This is a genomic window from Pseudomonas sp. UBT (genome assembly GCF_050915955.1).
Taxonomy (GTDB): Bacteria; Pseudomonadota; Gammaproteobacteria; order Pseudomonadales; family Pseudomonadaceae; genus Aquipseudomonas; species Aquipseudomonas antarctica_A.
The window spans coordinates 943,469-963,867 of sequence record NZ_CP168079.1 but is presented as its reverse complement, the minus strand read 5'-3'; the positions used below and the strand labels follow the sequence as shown (position 1 = coordinate 963,867).

General features: G+C 61.0%; 22 protein-coding genes. 16 read left to right on the top strand and 6 right to left on the bottom strand.

The features are described from left to right. The first annotated feature begins 131 nt into the window (after window positions 1-131). The 3 genes from ACDZ94_RS04485 to ACDZ94_RS04475 are packed head-to-tail and all read left to right on the top strand — an operon-like array spanning window position 132 to window position 1,813. Window positions 132-485 carry a CidA/LrgA family protein gene (locus ACDZ94_RS04485; RefSeq protein WP_064454290.1) on the top strand — a complete coding sequence of 118 codons (354 nt, stop codon included), beginning with the start codon at window positions 132-134 and terminating at the stop codon, window positions 483-485. After that, entirely contained in the window at window positions 482-1,198 is a 717-nt protein-coding gene (locus ACDZ94_RS04480; RefSeq protein WP_432751134.1) for an LrgB family protein, read from the top strand. The genes ACDZ94_RS04485 and ACDZ94_RS04480 overlap by 4 nt, the downstream gene beginning before the upstream one ends. Window positions 1,199-1,219: 21 nt before the next feature. Continuing rightward, a complete protein-coding gene (locus ACDZ94_RS04475; RefSeq protein WP_064454288.1) occupies window positions 1,220-1,813 on the top strand; it encodes an LON peptidase substrate-binding domain-containing protein in 594 nt (197 codons plus the stop codon). Here ACDZ94_RS04475 and ACDZ94_RS04470 read toward each other — a convergent pair. Together ACDZ94_RS04470 and ACDZ94_RS04465 are read right to left on the bottom strand one after the other, a co-directional pair. Further along, on the bottom strand, window positions 1,807-3,123 hold the full coding sequence (locus ACDZ94_RS04470; protein ID WP_221295715.1) for a bifunctional DedA family/phosphatase PAP2 family protein: 1,317 nt from the start codon (window positions 3,121-3,123) through the stop codon (window positions 1,807-1,809). The genes ACDZ94_RS04475 and ACDZ94_RS04470 overlap by 7 nt on opposite strands. Window positions 3,124-3,236: 113 nt before the next feature. Then, a complete protein-coding gene (locus ACDZ94_RS04465; protein WP_064454286.1) occupies window positions 3,237-3,920 on the bottom strand; it encodes a DNA-3-methyladenine glycosylase in 684 nt (227 codons plus the stop codon). A gap of 175 nt (window positions 3,921-4,095) precedes the next feature. On the opposite strand from ACDZ94_RS04465, the gene ACDZ94_RS04460 reads away from it, so the two are divergent. The 13 genes from ACDZ94_RS04460 (at window position 4,096) to ACDZ94_RS04400 (ending at window position 16,615) form a co-directional block, all read left to right on the top strand. Next, entirely contained in the window at window positions 4,096-5,361 is a 1,266-nt protein-coding gene (locus ACDZ94_RS04460) for a glutamate-5-semialdehyde dehydrogenase (protein ID WP_064454285.1), read from the top strand. Continuing rightward, on the top strand, window positions 5,361-6,005 hold the full coding sequence (gene nadD, locus ACDZ94_RS04455; protein WP_048724668.1) for a nicotinate-nucleotide adenylyltransferase: 645 nt from the start codon (window positions 5,361-5,363) through the stop codon (window positions 6,003-6,005). The genes ACDZ94_RS04460 and nadD overlap by 1 nt, the downstream gene beginning before the upstream one ends. Before the next feature lie 69 nt (window positions 6,006-6,074). Then, on the top strand, window positions 6,075-6,569 hold the full coding sequence (rsfS, locus tag ACDZ94_RS04450; protein WP_003215432.1) for a ribosome silencing factor: 495 nt from the start codon (window positions 6,075-6,077) through the stop codon (window positions 6,567-6,569). A gap of 9 nt (window positions 6,570-6,578) precedes the next feature. Then, window positions 6,579-7,046 (top strand): 23S rRNA (pseudouridine(1915)-N(3))-methyltransferase RlmH, encoded by a 468-nt coding sequence (gene rlmH / locus ACDZ94_RS04445; RefSeq protein WP_003176297.1) that lies wholly within the window; start codon window positions 6,579-6,581, stop codon window positions 7,044-7,046. Window positions 7,047-7,061: 15 nt separating this feature from the next. Further along, window positions 7,062-8,960 (top strand): penicillin-binding protein 2, encoded by a 1,899-nt coding sequence (mrdA, locus tag ACDZ94_RS04440; RefSeq protein WP_064454283.1) that lies wholly within the window; start codon window positions 7,062-7,064, stop codon window positions 8,958-8,960. A gap of 31 nt (window positions 8,961-8,991) precedes the next feature. After that, window positions 8,992-10,095: a rod shape-determining protein RodA gene (gene rodA, locus ACDZ94_RS04435; RefSeq protein ID WP_057703348.1), complete on the top strand. Its 1,104-nt coding sequence runs from the start codon at window positions 8,992-8,994 to the stop codon at window positions 10,093-10,095. Window positions 10,096-10,112: 17 nt separating this feature from the next. After that, complete coding sequence (mltB, locus tag ACDZ94_RS04430; protein ID WP_064454282.1) at window positions 10,113-11,123, top strand: lytic murein transglycosylase B; 1,011 nt, start codon at window positions 10,113-10,115, stop codon at window positions 11,121-11,123. Next, a complete protein-coding gene (locus ACDZ94_RS04425; RefSeq protein WP_262666334.1) occupies window positions 11,123-12,127 on the top strand; it encodes a septal ring lytic transglycosylase RlpA family protein in 1,005 nt (334 codons plus the stop codon). Before mltB ends, ACDZ94_RS04425 begins: the two co-directional genes overlap by 1 nt. A gap of 178 nt (window positions 12,128-12,305) precedes the next feature. Then, window positions 12,306-13,463 (top strand): D-alanyl-D-alanine carboxypeptidase family protein, encoded by a 1,158-nt coding sequence (locus ACDZ94_RS04420; protein ID WP_064454280.1) that lies wholly within the window; start codon window positions 12,306-12,308, stop codon window positions 13,461-13,463. Between the two features lie 85 nt (window positions 13,464-13,548). Continuing rightward, window positions 13,549-13,824, top strand: a complete 276-nt coding sequence (locus tag ACDZ94_RS04415; protein WP_064454279.1) for a DUF493 domain-containing protein — start codon at window positions 13,549-13,551, stop codon at window positions 13,822-13,824. Continuing rightward, window positions 13,824-14,471 carry a lipoyl(octanoyl) transferase LipB gene (gene lipB, locus ACDZ94_RS04410; protein WP_064454278.1) on the top strand — a complete coding sequence of 216 codons (648 nt, stop codon included), beginning with the start codon at window positions 13,824-13,826 and terminating at the stop codon, window positions 14,469-14,471. The genes ACDZ94_RS04415 and lipB overlap by 1 nt, the downstream gene beginning before the upstream one ends. Before the next feature lie 26 nt (window positions 14,472-14,497). Beyond that, the gene (gene lipA, locus ACDZ94_RS04405; RefSeq protein ID WP_167353740.1) at window positions 14,498-15,499 is read left to right on the top strand and encodes a lipoyl synthase; all 1,002 of its coding nucleotides are present in this window, start codon (window positions 14,498-14,500) and stop codon (window positions 15,497-15,499) included. Between the two features lie 183 nt (window positions 15,500-15,682). Then, window positions 15,683-16,615 (top strand): S66 peptidase family protein, encoded by a 933-nt coding sequence (locus ACDZ94_RS04400; protein WP_262666332.1) that lies wholly within the window; start codon window positions 15,683-15,685, stop codon window positions 16,613-16,615. Between the two features lie 252 nt (window positions 16,616-16,867). Here ACDZ94_RS04400 and ACDZ94_RS04395 read toward each other — a convergent pair whose 3' ends face one another. The 4 genes from ACDZ94_RS04395 to lptE form a co-directional block, all read right to left on the bottom strand. Continuing rightward, window positions 16,868-18,193: a lytic murein transglycosylase gene (locus ACDZ94_RS04395; protein ID WP_262666331.1), complete on the bottom strand. Its 1,326-nt coding sequence runs from the start codon at window positions 18,191-18,193 to the stop codon at window positions 16,868-16,870. Window positions 18,194-18,254: 61 nt separating this feature from the next. Continuing rightward, window positions 18,255-18,419 carry an alternative ribosome rescue factor ArfA gene (arfA, locus tag ACDZ94_RS04390; protein ID WP_003176285.1) on the bottom strand — a complete coding sequence of 55 codons (165 nt, stop codon included), beginning with the start codon at window positions 18,417-18,419 and terminating at the stop codon, window positions 18,255-18,257. A 239-nt stretch (window positions 18,420-18,658) separates the two neighbouring features. Further along, window positions 18,659-19,696: a DNA polymerase III subunit delta gene (gene holA / locus ACDZ94_RS04385; RefSeq protein WP_221295711.1), complete on the bottom strand. Its 1,038-nt coding sequence runs from the start codon at window positions 19,694-19,696 to the stop codon at window positions 18,659-18,661. A 39-nt stretch (window positions 19,697-19,735) separates the two neighbouring features. After that, entirely contained in the window at window positions 19,736-20,341 is a 606-nt protein-coding gene (lptE, locus tag ACDZ94_RS04380) for an LPS assembly lipoprotein LptE (RefSeq protein ID WP_064454273.1), read from the bottom strand. Window positions 20,342-20,399: the final 58 nt, after the last annotated feature.

The following is a 20,399-nucleotide window of genomic DNA, read 5'->3' as shown; positions in this document are numbered from 1 at the left end:
ATAGGTGTGCGAAATCCATCTTAGATCATCATGGGCAACCAGCCCGGTCAACCCACCATGCTTTTGGCGAATGCCGGAGCATAGGGCCGGCGTGCTTATAATGCGGGCGAGCGTCGAGGGGGAGAGAACGCATGCTGTTACGTGGCCTGACATGGCTGGTGCTGTTTCAATTGATTGGCACCGCCATCAATCATTTGCTGTTGCCGGTGCTGCCGGGGCCGATCATCGGCTTGCTGCTGATGCTCGGTTTTCTGATCTGGCGCGGTGAAGTCGGCGAGCCCTTGAGCCTGGCCGCCAGCAGCCTGTTGCGTTATTTGCCGTTGCTGCTGGTGCCGCCGGCGGTGGGCGTGATGGTGTATGCCAAGGACATCGCCGCGGACTTCTGGGCCATTGTCGGCGCACTGGTGTTGTCGCTGGTGATTGCCATGGGCTTTGTCGGCGTACTCATGCAGTCCATGGTCAAGCGCAAGGAGAAGGATCAATGACCGTCGACTGGCAGGGCGCGTGGACGGCAGTGATTCATCACCCGCTGTTCGGCATCGGTATCACCCTTGGAGCCTATCAACTGGTGCTGGCGGCGTTCGAGAAAACCCGCTGGATCTTCCTGCAACCGGTACTGGTGTCGATGCTGCTGGTCATCGGCGTGTTGCTCTCCTGCGGCCTGACTTACGCCGAGTACCGCAAGAGCACCGAGATCATGGGCATCCTGCTCGGCCCCGCGACCGTGGCCCTGGCGGTGCCGCTCTTTTTGAACCTGCGGCGGATTCGCCAATTGTTCTGGCCGATTTTTACTACGCTGGTGATAGGCGGTGTGGTGGCTACCGGCTTGTGCGTCTTGCTGGGCGGGTGGTTTGGCGCCGAACACAGGATGCTGATGACCATGGCGCCCAAGTCGGTTACCTCACCGATTGCCATGCTGGTGGCCGAGCAGATCGGCGGCGTGGCCGCGTTGGCGGCGGTGTTTGTGCTGATTACCGGAGTGATCGGTGCGATGATCGGCCCGGCTTACTTGTCACGATTGGGTGTGCACAGCCCCGAGGCGCGCGGCATGGCCCTGGGCATGACCGCCCACGCCGTCGGCACTTCGGTGGCTTTGCAGGAAAGCGAAGAGTGCGGCGCCTTTGCGGCGCTGGCCATGAGTCTGATGGGCGTGGCCACGGCGGTTTTTCTGCCGCTTGCCGTGTCCGTGATCGTTTAAACCGGGTTTAAGGAAACCTTTATGAGTCTGGCGCTGTTCCCGCTCAATACCGTGCTGTTCCCTGGCTGCACCCTCGATTTGCAACTGTTCGAGGCGCGCTACCTGGACATGATCAGCCGCTGCATGAAAAAGGGCGAAAGCTTTGGCGTGGTGTGCATCCTCGACGGCAGGGAAGTGGGCGTGGCCCCGGACGGCTACGCATTGGTCGGCTGTGAAGCGCTGATTCGCGATTTCAAACAGCAGGATAACGGCCTGCTGGGGATTCGCGTCGAAGGCGGGCGCCGGTTTCGCGTGCGTGACGCCGGGGTGCAGAAGGACCAGTTGCTGGTGGCCGAGGTGCAATGGCTCGAAGAAGTGCCGGACCAGCCTCTGGAAGAAGAGGACGCTGACCTGCTGGCGTTGCTGCAGGCCCTGGCCGAGCACCCGATGGTCGCCTCGCTGGACATGGGCACCCACGCCGATGGCCAGCAAGCCCTGGGCAATCAGCTGGCTTATCTGTTGCCGTTCACCGAGGCCGACAAGATCGACCTGCTGCAACTCGACGATCCGCAGCAACGCCTGGATGCAATCCAGATGTTGCTCGACGAATTGCAGGGCGAACTGTTCCCTCAGTAGGCGTAGCGCAACAGGGCGTGAGGTGTGCCGGTGAGGGCGATAACGCTGAGCACCGCGACCAGCACCGGGAGCAGCAGCCACCAGGTTTTTTGCGGCATGGCCGGCAGCGGGCTTCGATACTGGATGACGGTCAAACTGAATGCGCACACCGTCATTGCCAGCAGCGTGCCGGCGAGGATGTCCGTGGGCCAATGCGCCCCCAGGTAAACCCGTGACAGCGCAATAAAGGCGGCCGGAATACAGCCCAGCAACATCCAGGTCAGGCGCAAGCGCGTGGGTTGCCCACGACCGGCCAGCACGGCCAGAGCCAGGAAAAACGCGAAGGCGCCGGAGGCGTGACCGCTGGGCATGCTGAAACTGGTCAGCGGGTCTGTGAGGATTTCCGGTCGACCACGGGCAAAAAACAGTTTGGTGCCGGTGTTGATCACCGCCGCCCCGGCCAAGGTGGCACCGACAAACACGGCGTGCCGCCATTGCCGTGCCAGCAGCAACACGCCAGTAAACACCGCGCTGGCGACAAACATCTTCTTGAACTCACCCAATTGGGTAATCCGCACCATCACCTCGTCCAGCCATGGGCTGCGGTGTTCCTGCACCAGTGCGCTAAGGCCCTGATCGAAGTTATGAAGGTGCGGGTAGCCGATAAACAGCGCGATCAACAACGTCAGGCTGGCGCAGCCAATCCACAACGTGGCGCGAAGATGGCCGCGCAGGCTGCTGTTCAAACTCAGCCCCAGCAACACCGCCAGGCAGGCAGTGACTATTCCGGCCTCCGGCCAGAAACCTTCCGGCAGCGGCAGGCGGAACGCGGCACCGGTCGCCCAGCCCGGCAGCAGATAAGCCACCGACCAACCGGCTGCGGCCACAATGCTCACGGCGGCAAAGCGCGGGAAGGGCATGTCGCACATCCCGGCCACCATCGGCAGCATCGGACGCAACGGGCCGATAAAGCGCCCTACAAGTAGGCTGGCGATACCGTATTTATGGAAGTAGGTTTCTGCGCCATTCATCCACTCAGGGTGGTGGCGCAAACCTGGAAGCCGCCGAATGTTCTGATGAAAGTGTCGGCCCAGGAAGTAGGAAACCCCGTCACCGAGCAAACCGCCGAGGAAACCCAACAACAAGGTTTCACTCAGGGATAACGCACCGCTGCCCGCCAGTGCGGCAATGGCAAACAGCAATACCGTGCCCGGCACGATCAGCCCGGCAATGGCCAGGCATTCCACGCACGCGACCACAAACACCGCCACGGCCAGCCATTCGGGGTTCAGGGTTAGCCAGCCGGTAATGCTATCGAGCCATTGGCCCATACAATCAACTCCCTTTATTCAATACATAACCTGAGACGCTGAAGATCAATTGTGGGAGCGGGCAAGCCCGCTCCCACATTCGATCCGCTGCGCGGCCGGTCTCAATGTTCAATTCAAATCAAAAAATAATCACGCCCTTCGACCTGGCCCCGGCGCAGCGGGTTCCGAGTGCAATAGGGCGCGTAGCCAGCATCGACGAAGCGGTACATCAGGTGTTCATCACGGCCGCTGGGAATGCCCAGGCGGGTGGTCTGGATAATGTGCGTCGGGGCCTGGCCTACGTCTTCGACATAAAGCAACGCGGGGTCAAAGCGCTTGGCATCCCACATCGGCACTTTCAGGCCCAGGGCTTTGCACAACAGGGTCTGGCCGGCGCAGAGTTTCTGCGATGGGCGAGGGTGGCCGCTGGCGTCCGGGTTGTTCAACAGCATCTGCGCCAAGCTGGCCGGGCCAGACACGGCATCGACCCAGGGATAGGCCGATTTGATCAGCACGGCATTGCCGGGGCCTTGGGCGCTGAAGTTCAGCGAGTCACCACCACGGGCGTAATACATGTAGATGTGGCCGCCATCCAGAAACAAAGCTTTACGCTTTTCTGTGTAGCCAAGCGACGCATGGCTGCCTTTTTCGGCCACGTAATAGGCTTCGGTTTCAATAATTCGCGCGCAAAGCCACAAATCGCCGACGCGATGGCGTATGACTTTTCCGAGTAGTTCTCGCGCAAGAACTTGCGCGTCACGGTCGAAGAAGCTGTCGGGCAGGGCGCTGGCGGGGGGCTGCGGAGCAAAACTGGGCATGGTTGTCTGGGGTTAATACGGCTAAATGTGACGGAATAATAACAACTCCCGCCTTAATTACGGCTGAACCCCAGGTTTTTACAGTTCATTTCGACCATCCGCCCCACACCGCTGTCAGTCGGGCGGCGTCACAGCTATAATCTGTCGCTTTCCTCTTTGCCAAGACTCCCTGACCATGACTGAGTCCGTTCTTGACTACATGACCCGCCTGGGTCGCGCTGCCCGGCAGGCCTCGCGGTTGATCGCCCGTGCGAGCACTGCGCAGAAGAACCGCGCCCTGTTGGCCGCCGCCGATGCTCTGGATGCTTCGCGCTCCGAGCTGGCTGTCGCCAACGAACTGGACCTGGCCAACGGCCGCGCCAATGGCCTCGAGCCAGCCCTGCTGGACCGCCTGGCGCTGACGCCCGCGCGTATCGACGACATGATCGAAGGCCTGCGTCAGGTGGCCAAGCTGCCTGACCCCATCGGTGAAATCCGCGATATGCGCTACCTGCCGTCCGGCATTCAGGTCGGCAAGATGCGTGTGCCCCTGGGCGTCATCGGCATCATTTATGAGTCGCGCCCGAACGTGACCATCGACGCCGCGAGCCTGTGCCTCAAGTCGGGCAACGCGACCATCCTGCGTGGCGGTTCCGAGGCGATCAATTCCAACCGCGCCATTGCCGCCTGCATTCAGCAGGGCCTGGCGGTGGCCGAGTTGCCTGCCGAAGTGGTGCAAGTGGTGGAAACCACCGACCGCGCCGCCGTAGGCGCGCTGATCACCATGCCGGAATTTGTCGATGTGATCGTGCCGCGCGGTGGCAAGGGCCTGATTGAGCGCGTCAGTCGTGATGCCAAAGTGCCAGTGATCAAGCACCTGGACGGCGTGTGCCACGTGTTCATCGACGTCGCCGCCGATATCGACAAGGCGATCCGCATCGCCGACAACGCCAAGACCCACCGCTACGCCCCGTGCAACACCATGGAAACCCTGCTGGTGCACGTCGGCATTGCCGATCGCGTGCTGCCGCCGCTGGCTGCCATCTACCGGGACAAGGGTGTGGAATTGCGTGGTTGCGAGCGTACCCGTGCGCTGCTGGGCGCGGACGTGATCGAGGCGACTGAACAAGACTGGTACACCGAGTACACGGCGCCGATCCTGTCGATCCGCATCGTCGATGACCTGGACCAGGCCATCGAACACATCAACAAGTATGGCTCCAAGCACACCGACGCCATTGTTTCCGAGCATTTCAGCGATGCCCGGCGTTTCCTCAACGAAGTGGATTCCGCTTCGGTGATGGTCAACGCCTCGACGCGTTTTGCCGACGGCTTCGAGTATGGCCTGGGGGCGGAGATCGGCATCTCCACCGATAAGCTTCACGCTCGCGGCCCGGTTGGCCTGGAAGGCCTGACCAGCGAGAAGTACGTGGTGTTCGGCGACGGTCATGTGCGCACTTGATGGCTAAACGCATCGGGCTGCTCGGCGGTACTTTCGACCCCGTGCACATCGGCCATTTGCGCAGTGCCCTGGAAGTCGCGGATGCCCTCGCGCTGGATGAGTTGCGCCTGGCACCCAATGCCCGGCCGCCGCATCGCGATACGCCGCAGGTGTCAGCGCAGCAGCGCCTGGAAATGGTGCGCCTTGCCGTAGACGGCATACCGCCGCTGGTGGTGGACGACCGCGAGCTCAAGCGCGATAAACCGTCCTACACTGTCGATACCCTGGAGCTGATGCGTGCCGAGCTGGCCGCAGATGACCAGTTGTTTCTGCTTTTGGGCTGGGACGCATTTTGCGGCCTGCCCTCTTGGCATCGCTGGGAGGAACTCCTCCAGCATTGCCACATCCTGGTTTTGCAACGCCCGGATGCCGACAGCGAACCGCCGGATGCCTTGCGCAACCTGCTGGCCGCGCGGTCGGTAAGTGACCCCTTGGCCCTGACCGGGCCGAACGGGAATATTGCATTCGTCTGGCAGACCCCGCTTGCGGTGTCTGCCACCCAGATCCGTCAACTGCTGGCCAGCGGGAAGTCGGTACGTTTCCTGGTGCCTGACGCGGTCCTGGCCTACATCGATGCGCACGGGCTTTACCGTGCGTCGAACTGAAAAGGCGCGCTTGAACGCACGAACAATCGTGCAGCGAGCGCCCGAACATACGAGCAAAACGAGTTTTATATGACGAACAAAGACGTAAGCAAAGTTAAGCGTAAAGGCACTTTCAAAAGCGCCCCGCTGCCAGTTGAAGCGCACACCGGCCCTGAGCTGGCTGGCGAAGAGCTGGTAAAAGTCGCCGTAGCTGCCCTGGAAGATGTTAAGGCCCAGGACATCCAGGTTCTGGACGTACGCGACAAGCAGAGCATCACCGACTTCATGATCATCGCCACCGGTACCTCCAACCGCCAGATCGGCGCGATGCTGGACAAGGTTCGCGAAGCCGTCAAAGCCCAAGGCGTGAAGCCGCTGGGTGAAGAAGGCAAGGGCGACAGCGACTGGGTGCTGCTGGACATGGACGACGTGATCGTTCACATGATGACTTCCAACGCCCGTCAGTTCTACGACCTGGAGCGTCTGTGGAAAGGCGCCGAGCAGAGCCGTGCGGCGGATGGCAAGCACCACAGCCCGGAAGTGGGCCACGCGCACTTCGACAAGCTCAACAAAGACCAGGAATAAGGAACGGCTGTGCGCCTGCGTCTGATCGCTGTCGGTTCACGCATGCCCAAGTGGGTGGAAGAAGGCTGGCACGAGTATGCCAAGCGTCTGCCCGCTGAGCTGTCGCTGGAGCTGGTGGAAATACCGCTCAACACCCGGGGCAAGAATGCCGACGTGGCGCGCTTTATCCGTCAGGAAGGCGAAGCCATGTTGGCCAAGGTCGGCCCCAACGAGCGTATCGTCACCCTTGAAGTGCACGGCAAGCCCTGGAGCACCGAGCAGTTGGCGGTGGAACTGGACCGCTGGCGCCTGGATTCGCGCACCGTCAACTTCATGGTCGGCGGCCCCGAAGGGCTGGCGCCGGAAGTGTGTGCGCGGGCGGACCAGCGATGGTCGCTGTCGGCACTCACGTTGCCGCACCCGTTGGTAAGGATTCTGATCGGTGAACAGCTGTATCGCGCCTGGACAGTTCTGTCCGGGCACCCTTACCACAAATAATCTGCGCCCCTCCCGATGACCCAGCCGATCCGCATCAAGGACCACGAGAAAGACGCACGTCTGGTGCGCTCGCGGGTCGTTTTCGGCGCGTTTTTGGTGGTGGGTCTGATTGCGGTGCTGATTGCGCGCCTGTATTTCCTGCAGGTGATCCAGTACGACTATCACTCCACGCTGTCGGAGAACAATCGGGTGCATGTGCAGCCTATTCCGCCGACCCGTGGGCTGATTTTCGACCGCAATGGCGTGGTGGTCGCGGATAACCGGCCCAGCTTCAGCCTGAGCATGACCCGTGAGCGTTCCGGCGACTGGCAGCAGATCCTCGATGTCATCGTCGAAGTGCTGCAACTGACGCCGGAAGACCGGGTGATCTTCGAAAAACGCATGAAGCAGGGGCGCCGGCCCTTCGAGCCGGTGCCGATCCTGTTTGAACTGACTGAAGAGCAGATCGCGCGGATCGCGGTGAACCAGTTCCGCCTGCCCGGTGTGGAAGTCGTGGCGCAGTTGGTGCGGCACTACCCGCAAGGGGCGCATTTTGCGCATTCGGTCGGCTACATGGGCCGAATCAACGAGAAAGAGCTGAAAAGCCTCGATCCGGTGAATTACAGCGGCACCCACCACATCGGCAAAACCGGCATCGAGCGTTTCTACGAGCCCGAGCTGCATGGCCAGGTGGGTTACGAGGAAGTCGAGACCAACGCCCGAGGCCGCGTGCTGCGGGTGCTCAAGCGCACCGACCCGGTGCCGGGCAAGGACATTGTGCTGAGCCTGGACATCAAGCTGCAGGAAGCGGCCGAGATGGCGCTCGGCGGTCGGCGTGGCGCCGTGGTGGCACTGGACCCCAAGACCGGCGAAGTGCTGGCGATGGTCAGCCAACCGAGTTTCGACCCTAACCTGTTTGTGACCGGGATCAGCTTCAAGGCCTACGCCGAGCTGCGTGATTCGGTTGACCGGCCGCTGTTCAACCGCGTGCTGCGCGGGCTGTATCCGCCAGGCTCGACCATCAAGCCGGCGGTGGCGATTGCCGGCCTGGATTCGGGCGTCGTGACCGCATCGAGCCGTGTGTTCGACCCGGGCTACTACATGCTGCCCAACTACGATCACAAATACCGTAACTGGAACCGCACCGGTGACGGCTATGTCGACCTGGATACCGCGATCATGCGCTCCAACGACACCTATTTTTATGACCTGGCCCACAAGCTGGGGATCGACCGGCTATCTGCCTATATGGGCAAGTTCGGCCTTGGTCAGAAAGTCTCCCTGGACATGTTCGAAGAGTCCCCCGGCTTGATGCCGTCGCGGGAGTGGAAGCGCGCGACCCGTCGCCAGGCGTGGTTCCCGGGTGAAACCCTGATTCTCGGGATCGGCCAGGGCTACATGCAGGCGACGCCGCTGCAACTGGCCCAGGCCACGGCGCTGGTGGCCAACAAAGGCATCTGGAACCGCCCGCACCTGGCCAAGACCATTGAGGGCGAGAAGCCTTTGGATGAGAACCCGATTCCCGACATTGTGCTGCGCGACCCGTCCGACTGGACCAAGGTCAACCACGGCATGCAGCAGGTGATGCACGGCGCCCGTGGTACCGCGCGCAAGGCCGCGGTCGGCGCGCAGTATCGCATTGCCGGCAAGAGCGGTACCGCTCAGGTGGTCGCGATCAAGCAGGGCGAGAAATATGACCGTTCCAAGGTTCAAGAGCGCCACCGTGACCACGCCTTGTTTGTCGGCTTCGCTCCGGCCGACGACCCGAAAATCGTGGTGGCGGTGATGGTTGAAAACGGCGAGTCCGGCTCCGGCGTCGCAGCGCCCGTGGTGCGCCAAGTGATGGACGCCTGGCTGTTGGCCGACGACGGCAAGCTCAAGCCCGAATATGGCGGCCCCCCTTCAAGCACCGAGGTTACGGCCCGTGAAGAGTAATTTTGACCGCATCCTCTCCAGCGAAGATGTGATGCGTCGGCGTGCGACGTTGCTGCAGCGCATGCACATTGATGGCCCGTTGCTGATCCTGCTGCTGACCCTTGCAGCCGGCAGCCTGTTCGTTCTTTATTCGGCCAGCGGCAAGAACTGGGACCTGTTGATCAAGCAGGCCTCGTCGTTCGGCCTGGGTCTGTTGTCGATGGTGGTGATTGCCCAGTTGGAGCCACGTTTCATGGCGCGCTGGGTGCCACTCGGTTATGTCGCCGGCGTATTGCTGTTGGTGGTGGTGGACGTGATGGGCCACAACGCCATGGGGGCGACGCGCTGGATCAACATTCCGGGGGTGATTCGCTTCCAGCCGTCGGAATTCATGAAGATCCTGATGCCGGCGACCATCGCCTGGTACCTGTCCAAGCGCACCTTGCCGCCACAGCTCAAGCACGTGGGGATCAGCCTGATATTGATCGGCGTGCCATTCATTCTGATCGTGCGCCAACCGGACCTCGGCACCTCGCTGCTGATCCTCGCGGGCGGTGCGTTCGTGCTGTTTATGGGCGGCTTGCGCTGGCGCTGGATCCTCAGCGTGCTGGCTGCGGCGATCCCGGTGGCCGTGGCCATGTGGTTCTTCTTTATGCACGACTACCAGAAGCAGCGGATCTTGACGTTCCTCGACCCGGAGAGCGACCCGTTGGGCACCGGCTGGAACATCATCCAGTCCAAAGCCGCCATCGGCTCTGGCGGTGTATTTGGTAAGGGCTGGTTACTGGGCACTCAGTCGCACCTCGACTTTTTGCCCGAGAGCCACACGGACTTCATCATTGCGGTAATGGGCGAAGAGTTCGGCCTGGTGGGCATTTGCGCGCTGTTGCTGATTTATTTGCTGTTGATTGGTCGCGGGTTGGTGATTACCGCGCAAGCGCAGACGCTGTTCGGCAAATTGCTTGCCGGCAGCCTGACCATGACTTTTTTTGTTTACGTTTTCGTCAACATCGGTATGGTCAGTGGCCTGTTGCCGGTGGTTGGGGTGCCGTTGCCGTTCATTAGCTACGGCGGAACTTCGCTGGTGACATTGCTGTCAGCGTTTGGGGTTTTGATGTCGATTCATACGCATCGCAAGTGGATCGCGCAGGTTTGAATAAGGTGAAGATGTCAATGCAAGTAATGCGCGGCTGGGCGACTCGGCACGCGTCCTGGATGGGCCTGATTGGGCTGCTGGGCGCGACGCAAGAGGTGCAGGCCGGTGACTACGATGGCTCACCCCAGGTCGCCGAATTCGTCGGTGAAATGACCCGCGACTACGGTTTCGCCGGTGAGCAGTTGATGGGCATATTCCGTGAAGCCCAGCGCAAGCAGGCGATCCTCGACGCGATCTCGCGTCCCGCCGAGCGCGTAAAGCAGTGGAAAGACTATCGCCCGATGTTCCTCACCGACGCCCGCGTGGCCCGCGGTGTGGATTTCTGGCGCCAGCACGAAGCCGTGTTGGCCCGTGCCGAGCAGGAGTACGGCGTGCCCGCTCAGGTAATCGTCGCGATCATCGGCATTGAAACCTTTTACGGGCGCAATACCGGCAGCTACCGGGTGATCGACGCCTTGTCGACCCTGGGCTTCGATTACCCGCCGCGCGCCGAGTTCTTCCGCAAGGAGCTGCGCGAATTCCTGTTGCTGGCCCGCGAAGAGCAGGTCGACCCGCTGACCCTCAAAGGCTCCTACGCCGGTGCGATGGGCTTGCCGCAGTTCATGCCGAGCAGCTTTCGCGCTTATGCAGTGGATTTCGACGGCGACGGCCACATCAATATCTGGAGCAACCCCGACGACGCCATTGGCAGCGTGGCCAGCTACTTCAAGCGCCACGGCTGGGTGGCTGGCGAGCCCGTGGTGATCCGTGCCGATGTCACCGGTGATCGCGCCGATGAGGGCCTGACCCAGGGAATCGAGCCGGTCAAGACCGTTGGGGAGTTGCGAGCGCTGGGCTGGTCGAGTCAGAATGCGCCACGCGACGATATGCCGGTGACGGCGTTCCGCCTTGAAGGCGAAAACGGCCCGGAATACTGGATGGGCCTGAAGAATTTTTACGCAATCACGCGTTATAACCGCAGTGTGATGTACGCCATGGCCGTGCATCAGCTGTCAGACATGCTGGTCCAAGCACGGGGCAACAAGTAATGCGGGTACCGCCGTTCAATAAACCGCTCAAGCTGGTGGCGTTCGCCGCGTTGTCCTTGCTGGTCGTCAGTTGCTCATCCACCACCACCAGCCGCGCGCCAGCGCAAAAGGGCGGCGCTATCGTCCGTGCCAAGCCTGGGCTGGACATCAACCGCGCGCACAAAGATGGCGCGCCGTGGTGGGATGTCGACGTTTCGAAAATCCCGGATGCCACGCCAACCCTGCACACCGGCCCGTACAAGGCCAACCCCTATACCGTGCTGGGCAAGAACTACTTTCCGCTGCAGGATTCCAAGACCTATGTCCAGTCGGGCACGGCGTCCTGGTACGGCACCAAGTTCCATGGCCAGAACACCGCCAACGGCGAAGTCTATGACCTGTACGGCATGAGCGCGGCCCACAAGACGTTGCCGCTGCCCAGCTACGTACGCGTCACCAACCTGGACAACAACCGCTCGGTGATCCTGCGGGTCAACGACCGTGGTCCGTTCTATTCGGATCGGATCATCGACTTGTCCTACGCCGCGGCCAAGAAACTCGGTTATGCCGAAATCGGCACCGCGCGGGTGAAAGTAGAAGGCATCGACCCGGCGCAGTATTGGGCCCAGCGTGGCAAACCGGCACCGTTGATGCTCAACGAGCCGCAAACCCCGCAACCGCAAGTGACTGCTTCCGCCGGCAAGATCGAACAGTGGACGCCACCTCCGGCGCAGCACGCGCCGGACACCGTTGTCGTGCCTCGCGCGGCTCCGGGGGCTTCTACCGTGGGCGGTCAGTACCTGCAAGTGGGTGCTTTCGCCAACCCGGATGCGGCAGAACTGTTAAGGTCCAAGCTCAGCGGCATGGTCAACGCGCCGGTTTTCATCAGCTCCATCGTGCGTAACCAGCAGACCTTGCACCGTGTGCGCATGGGGCCGATCGGGTCGCCAAGCGAAGTGGCGCAGGTTCAGAACAGCGTGCGCCTGGCCAATCTGGGGCAACCCAGCGTGGTCACCGCCGAATAACAAAGATTGATGGCTCAGGCGCGTACGCGGGCCTGGGCCCTGGTTGTTGGCTCGTTGAACAATAAAAACCCAGGGGCAAGGGGTGAGCGGGCAACCGAACACGTGACAGTCTGGCAGCGGGCTGTCTGAATAGTTTTGCCCGCGAGGGCAAGTTTCCATAAGCAATTTCGAGAGACGGATGAACATCACCACCTTAGCCAAACGCACGTGCCTGCTTCTTTCGCTGATCATCACTCCGGCCGCCTGGGCGGTTGAAATGGTGCCGGCTTCCCCGCAACTGGCCGCCAAGGCCTGGGTTCTCATGGATGCCGCCAGCGGCAACGTGCTGGTCGAGAACAACGGTGACCAGCGCCTGCCACCGGCCAGCCTGACCAAGCTGATGACGGCTTACATCGCGACCCTGGAAATCCGTCGCGGGCAGATCGGCGAAAACGACCCGGTCACCGTCAGCGAAAATGCCTGGCGCACCGGCGGTTCGCGGATGTTCATCAAGGTGGGTTCGCAAGTCACCGTGAGCGACCTGCTGCACGGCATCATCATCCAGTCCGGTAACGACGCCAGCGTGGCCCTGTCCGAGCACATCGCCGGCAGCGAAGATGCGTTCGCCGACATGATGAACAAAACCGCTGGCGACCTGGGCATGACCAACAGCCACTTCATGAACCCGACGGGTCTGCCGAACCCGGAGCACTATTCGTCGGCTCACGACATGGCGCTGCTGGCTCGCGCGATTATTCGTGTCGACCCGGTGCACTACGCGATCTACTCCCAGAAGGAATTCTTCTGGAACAACATCAAGCAGCCTAACCGCAACCTGCTGCTGTGGCGCGACAAGACCGTCGACGGCCTGAAAACCGGCCACACCGACGAAGCCGGCTACTGCATGGTGTCGTCCGCCGTACGTGATGGCCAGCGCCTGATCGCCGTCGTATTCGGTACCAACAGCGAGCAGGCCCGTGCGGCCGAAACGCAAAAACTGCTGACCTACGGCTTCCGCTTCTTCGAAACCCAGACCTTCTACCAGAAGGGCACTGAACTGGCGCAGGCGCCGGTATGGAAAGGCGCAACCCATCAAGTCAAAGCCGGCCTGGCTGAAGACCTGACCCTGACCATGCCTAAAGGCCAGCTGAAAAAGCTCGCTGCCAGCATGACCATGAACCCGCAATTGGTAGCGCCAATCGCCAAGGGTGACGTTATCGGTAAAGTCGAAGTGAAACTGGACGACAAGGTGGTGCACAGCGCCGACCTGATCGCGCTGGACGCCGTCGACGAAGGTGGTATCTTCCGCCGCGTGTGGGATAGCATCCGTCTATTCTTCTACAGCTTGTTCAACTGATAAGTGTGCACCTGCAAAGCCCCGTGTTGATCCGACACGGGGCTTTGCCCGTCGCCACGGCTTACGCTTACGAGGCCGTTACGCCATGACCGATAAAGAAGTAAAGGCGCCAAAGATCGAATTCCCAAACGTGGACTATCCCGTCAAGGTGATCAGCGATACCGGTGTGGGCAACAAAGACAAGATTCTCGAGATTGTGCGTAAACACGCGACGATCAACGACAACCGGGTGGACGAGCGTTTGAGCTCCAACGGTAAATACACCACGATCCAGTTGCACATCGTTGCGACCGGTCAAGACCAGCTCTACGACATCAACAGCGAACTGCGGGCCACCGGCTTCGTGCACATGGTGCTGTGATGTCACAGGTCCTGGGCTTTCGCGAGCTCGGCCAGATGGCCTACGAGCCCGTCTGGCACGCCATGCAGCGCTTCACCAATGAGCGCGGCAGTTCGGCACCGGATGAGATCTGGCTGGTGGAGCACCCGCCGGTGTTCACCCAGGGCCAGGCTGGCAAGGCCGAGCACCTGCTGCTGCCGGGGGATATCCCGGTGGTGCAGGTCGACCGAGGCGGTCAAGTGACTTACCATGGGCCGGGTCAGCTTGTAGCGTATCTATTGCTGGACGTGCGCAAGCTTGGGTTTGGCGTACGTGACCTGGTAAGCCGCATGGAGGCTTGCCTGATCGAGCTGTTGGCCAGTTACGGCGTGAGCGCTGCGGCCAAGCCCGATGCACCCGGTGTGTACGTGGACGGCGCGAAAATCGCCTCACTCGGTTTGCGGATTCGCCACGGTTGTTCCTTTCATGGCCTGGCCCTGAATGTGGACATGGACCTGGCGCCGTTTCGGCGGATCAATCCGTGCGGTTACGCCGGGCTGGCGATGACCCAACTGAGCGACCACGCCACACCGATTAAATTTGCCGAGGTAAGTGCCCGGCTGCGTGCGCAGCTCGTCAAACACCTCGACTATGCTGAGCAGACGACCCTCACGGGCGGAATCGACTGATTATGACTACTGATGCAGTGCAAACCATGATCCCGACGCTGGATGTTACCGAACGTCCGGCCCCGGCCCCGCGTGCCAAGGTGGAAGCCGGCGTCAAGCTGCGCGGCGCCGAGAAGGTTGCACGCATCCCGGTCAAGATCATCCCGACCACCGAACTGCCGAAAAAACCGGACTGGATTCGCGTGCGCATCCCGGTCTCGCCGGAAGTCGACCGTATCAAGGCCCTGCTGCGCAAACACAAGCTGCACAGCGTGTGCGAAGAAGCGTCCTGCCCGAACCTGGGTGAGTGCTTCTCCGGCGGCACGGCCACCTTCATGATCATGGGTGACATCTGCACCCGTCGTTGCCCGTTCTGCGACGTTGGCCATGGCCGGCCGAAGCCACTGGACGTCAACGAGCCGGAAAGCCTGGCCATCGCCATTGCCGACCTGAAACTCAAGTACGTGGTAATCACCTCGGTAGACCGCGACGACCTGCGTGACGGCGGTGCCCAGCACTTTGCCGACTGCATCCGCGAAATCCGCAAGCTGTCGCCGAACGTGATGCTCGAAACCCTGGTTCCTGACTATCGCGGTCGCATGGACGTCGCGCTGGAAATCACCGCGGCCGAGCCACCGGATGTGTTCAACCACAACCTGGAAACCGTGCCACGCCTGTACAAGGCGGCGCGCCCGGGTTCGGACTACCAGTGGTCGCTGACCCTGCTGCAGAAATTCAAGCAGATGATGCCGCACATCCCGACCAAATCCGGCCTGATGCTGGGCCTGGGCGAAACCGACGAAGAAGTGATCGAAGTCATGAAGCGCATGCGCGAACACGACATCGACATGCTGACCCTGGGCCAGTACCTGCAACCGTCCCGCAGCCACTTGCCGGTGCAGCGTTTCGTGCACCCGGACATCTTCGCCTGGTTTGCCGAGGAAGGTTACAAGATGGGCTTCAAGAACGTGGCGTCAGGCCCGCTGGTACGTTCCTCGTACCACGCTGATGAGCAGGCCAAGCTGGTCAAGGCAAGCCTGGTTTCCTGATAGGGGTTTGCGTAACGCCGCTTATCCAATGTGGGAGCGGGCTTGTGTGGGAGCTGGCTTGCCTGCGATACAGACACCTCGATCTATCCGTTTATCGAGGTGATGCATTCGCAGGCAAGCCAGCTCCCACAAGGTCCCGCTCCCACATTTCGTTCTGCGTTGTTATATAGAGGGAGAGCATGGATGAAGACTCAACTCGCGGCGGCGGTGCCTGCTTTACGTGCCGAAGGTGTGATCGGCCTGATCGCCCCTGCCGGTCCTGCCGCACTGGATGTTGAAAAAGCCGGGCAATGGATGCGCGCCCGTGGCCACGAACTGCGAATATTTTCGGGTGTGTATGAGCGCGACGGCTACCTGGCCGGCAGTGATGACGTGCGCCTGCGTGACTTGCATGCTGCTTTCTCCGATCCTGAAATCGATGCCATCTTCTGTCTGCGTGGCGGCTACGGCACACCGCGCTTGCTCGACCGGCTGGATTTCGAGCTGATTCGCGCCAATCCCAAACCGTTCGTGGGTTATAGCGATATCACGGCTCTGCACCTTGCCATCAACCGTTATGCGGGTTTCGTGACCTTTCATGGGCCGATGCTTAACGCCGACCTGCTCGGTGACAAGCAGCAGCCTACCGAGTCGTCCTTGTTCAGCATGCTACGTGGCCAACTCTGCGCCGGTGGTGTGCTCGCGCACCCGGTGGCTTATCCGCTGACGACGATTGAGCCCGGTATCGCGTGTGGGCGTTTGCTCGGGGGGAACCTGTCGATGATCGCGGCGGTGATGGGCACAGCCTACGAAATCGACGCTGAAGGCATCATCCTGTTTATCGAAGACGTCAACGAGCCGATTTATCGGATTGACCGCCTGCTGACCCATTTGCGCCTGGCGGGCAAGCTGGCCCAAGTGGCGGGTGTGTTGGTGGGGGATGTGTCGGGTGTGGATAACGCTGCGCTTTCGCGACTGCTGAAGCAGACCTTCGAACCGCTGTGCATTCCGGTGTTGTCCGGCTGGCGCAGTGGCCACTGCGATCCGAACCTCACGCTGCCAATGGGCGCGTTGGTGCGGTTGGATGCCGGGGAGCAGCGGGTGGTGTTGGAACAGGATGTCGTGTCCAGCTGCTGATTTTTGTCGCTGGTCAGGCCGCTATCGCAGGCAAGCCAGCTCCCACATTCAACCGTGTCCATACGTTGGAGTGCAGTCTAATGTGGAGCAGCGGGTGGGGCTGGAACAGGATGTTGTTCTGAAGTAATTTTCGCCTGTCATGCCGTCTTCGCAGGCAAGCCAGCTCCCACATTCAACCGTGTCCATACTTTGGAGTGCGGTCTAATGTGGGAGCGGGCTTGCTCGCGAAAGCGGCAGTCGCCGTAAGCCGATTTAACGGTTCTGCAACGACTCCAACAGCTTCACCGTCGGATATCCATCCGCCGGCCAACCCAACGACTGCTGTGCTGCCCGGATCGCCTTACGCGTATTCGCGCCGATAATGCCGTCCGGGTTACCAGCGTCATACCCATTGGCGCTGAGCGCCGTCTGCAAATCAATGCGCTGGGAACGACTCAGCGGCAGTTCATCTTTTGGCCAATCGCCACGAATCACACCCGCGCCACCAAACCGCTCTGACAACAGGCCCACGGCCAGCGCGTAGGACGACGAGTTGTTGTACTTGAGGATTGCGCGGAAGTTATCCAGCACCAGGAACGCCGGGCCACGGTAGCCTGCCGGCAGCAGCAGGGCGGCGGACAAGGAGTCGACGTTTGGCGGCATGCTCGCACCCGGTGGCAGTTGGATGCCAAGCTTCATCCACTCGCCAACGCTTTTGCGTATACCGCCATCGGCGAGGGCGTAATCGAAGTTCGCCGGCAGTTGTTTCACCTCAAAGCCCCACGGCTGGCCTTTCTGCCAGCCGGAGCTTTGCAGGTAGTGCGCGGTGGAGGCGAGGGCGTCGGCTGGGCTGTTCCAGATATCGCGACGACCGTCGCCATCGAAGTCGACGGCGTGGGTGTTGTAGGTGGTCGGGATGAACTGGGTCTGGCCCATGGCACCGGCCCAGGAGCCTTTCATCTGGTCGGCCTGGATGTCGCCATGCTGGATGATTTGCAGCGCCGCCAGCAGTTGTGCCTGGGCGAACGCCGGGCGACGGCCTTCATAAGCCAGGGTCGCCAGGGAGCGAATCACCGAATTATTGCCCTGGAACTGGCCAAAGTTGCTTTCCATACCCCACACCGACACCAACGCCTGGCGGTCGACGCCATAACGTTGCTCGATACTTTGCAGGATATCGGCGTACTTGATCAGCAAGGCCTGGCCGTTACGCACGCGCACTGGCGACAGGGCACCGTCGAGGTATTCCCATACTGGCCGGGAAAATTCCGGTTGGCTGCGGTCTGCGCGAATCACCGCCATATCGGGGGTGACGTTAGCGAAGGCGTTATCAAAAACGGCAGCGGTGATACCCGCTTTGAGGGCTTCCACTCGAAAGCCAGCCTGCCATTCGGCAAAGGTCTGGGTCGGTTGGATATCAAGGTTGTCCACAGCCAAGGGCGCAACCACAGCAGGCGCAACGGCCGGCACGGTCTGGAGTCTTGGCAGGGGTTGAGCGTCCGCGGCGGTAGGTTTTTCCGCGCAGGCGACAAGCAGAATGAGGCTGGAGGCAGCAATCAATTGGCGAAGGTGCCAACGACGGGAAAGACTAGAGGGCATGCACAGGTCCAGGGATTACAAATCAGGTACAGACCTTATCATGCCGGAGGGGCGCTTGCCTTCAGGCAGCCAGAAAGTAAGAAGCCTCCCAGCTATTAGACTGGAAGGCTTCGCGGCGGTAGCTGCCTTTGCCCTTGCCGGCGCGTTCCTGACGGCTGCGGAACAGTGGCTGGGCGATGATGGATTTGGCCTTGTTGGGGCCATGCTTGGATGGCTTTTTGCTCATGTCGGTGCTCTCTTTATGTGGGCTTGAGATGGGATGAAGCGGTGCAAATCATCTGCCGAAGTGGCGCCGCTGTAAAGCCCGGCGCTGTGTAGGAAATATAGAAGATCTGAACGTGTGCACCGTTAAAAGGTGGGGCTTGCTCGCGAATAGGGTGTGTCAGTCACTATACAGGTTGACTGAACCACCGTATTCGCGAGCAAGCCCGCTCCCACATAGATTTGTGCTGTCAGGTGAAACAGCTATTCAGCAGGCAATGTCAGGCGCTGGCCAGACATCAACAGTGACAAACGACTCAGGCTCATCCACGGCGAGCCCGCCGCCTGGCCTTTGATCTGCGCATCGATGCGCTGGGCTTCCAGCAACAGTTGCGCCCAGCGTTGCGCCGAGTACCGTTGCAGGGCTTTGCTCATCAGCGGTTTCCGTTTGTCCCACACAGGAGGTTTGGCCTGGCTGAAGCATTTGTCCAACGGTGTGCCCTGACTGAATTGCAGGGAAATATTAGCCAGTACCCGCAGTTCCCGGGCCAGGGCCCACAGAATCACCGGTGGCTCCACGCCTTCGCCACGCAGCCCTTCAAGCATGCGCAACGCGTGGGCGGGTTCGCCGTTAAGGATCGCATCCACCAGCCCGAACACGTCAAAGCGAGCGCTATCGGCCACTGCGCCTTGGACGGTTTCGACCGTGATCTGCCCATCGTCGGCCATCAGCTTGAGCTTTTCGATTTCCTGGGCGGCGGCAAGCAAATTGCCTTCGACCCGGGCGGCAATCAGCTCTACCGCATCTTGTGTCGCCGACAGCCCCGATTGGGACAGGCGCTGACGAATCCATTGCGGCAACTGGTTGCTGTCCACTGGCCAGATCTGGATAAACTGGGTTTGCGGGCCTTCTACCAGCGCCTTGCCCCACTTGGTTTTCTGCGCGCTGCCATCCAGCTTGGGCAGGCTGATCAGCAACACCGTGTCTTCAGCGGGGCGCGAGCAGTATTCCATCAAGGCCGCCGCACCCTTGTCTCCGGGCTTGCCTGAAGGCAGGCGCAGTTCCAACAGGCGTTTTTCGGCGAACAGCGACATGCTCGCACCCGCTTGCAGCAGCGTCCCCCAGTCGAAACTGGCATCGGCACTGAACACCTGGCGTTCGTCGAAGCCTTGCTGGCGTGCGGCGGTGCGAATGGCGTCTGCGGCTTCCTGGCACAACAGCGGGTCATCACCGCTGACGATATAGACAGGCGCAAGGCCACCTTGCAGGTGTTTGGCGAGTTGGGCGGGGGCGAGTTTCATAGGCGGGGCGAACGGGGCGCCAAAGGCGCCCCGTCTGGCTTACTCGACAGGGACTTCAACAGGCGATTGTTTCGGCGTGTTGTCTTCATACTCTTTCGCGGCTTTCAGGGCATCGGCGTCAGCCTTGGCCTTGTTGTCGGCAGTTTGCTGCAAGGCTGCGAGTTTGTCCGGGGTCAGTTGCTGCAAGCGGACCATCAGACGCTGCACCAGCTCACGACGCATTTCCTTGCGAACCTGGATGATCTCCGAGTCCGAACCCACCAGGTTGTTACCGTCGTGGCTCACGACCTTCTGCACTTCAACCTTGTCACCCATCAATGGCAGGTGGTCGCGGCCTTGCAGTTCGTAGATCACCAGGCTGTTCAGCTCAATGTCCGACGCACGGCCGGCACTGGCGTAGCTGAGGTTACGCTGGGTTTCTTTCTCGTCCACCAGGACCAGTTTGTAGGTCGCGCCGGCAGCGACACGCACACCGCTACTTTCCAGGGTCTGGCGCAGTTGCGTCACGGTATCGCCGTAGGCGTTACGGGCGCTGACGTCCAGTTCTTTGATGCTCAGTTCGTTGGTGCCGGTGCCACGCAGCTGAAAGCCGCAAGCGCTCAGCAGCACAGCAAGGCCCATCACCAGCAAATTGCGTTTGATCATTTTGTTGCTCCCCTTGAAACCATGTGGGCCTTATCGAGGCCTTAAAGGTTTAGTTCGG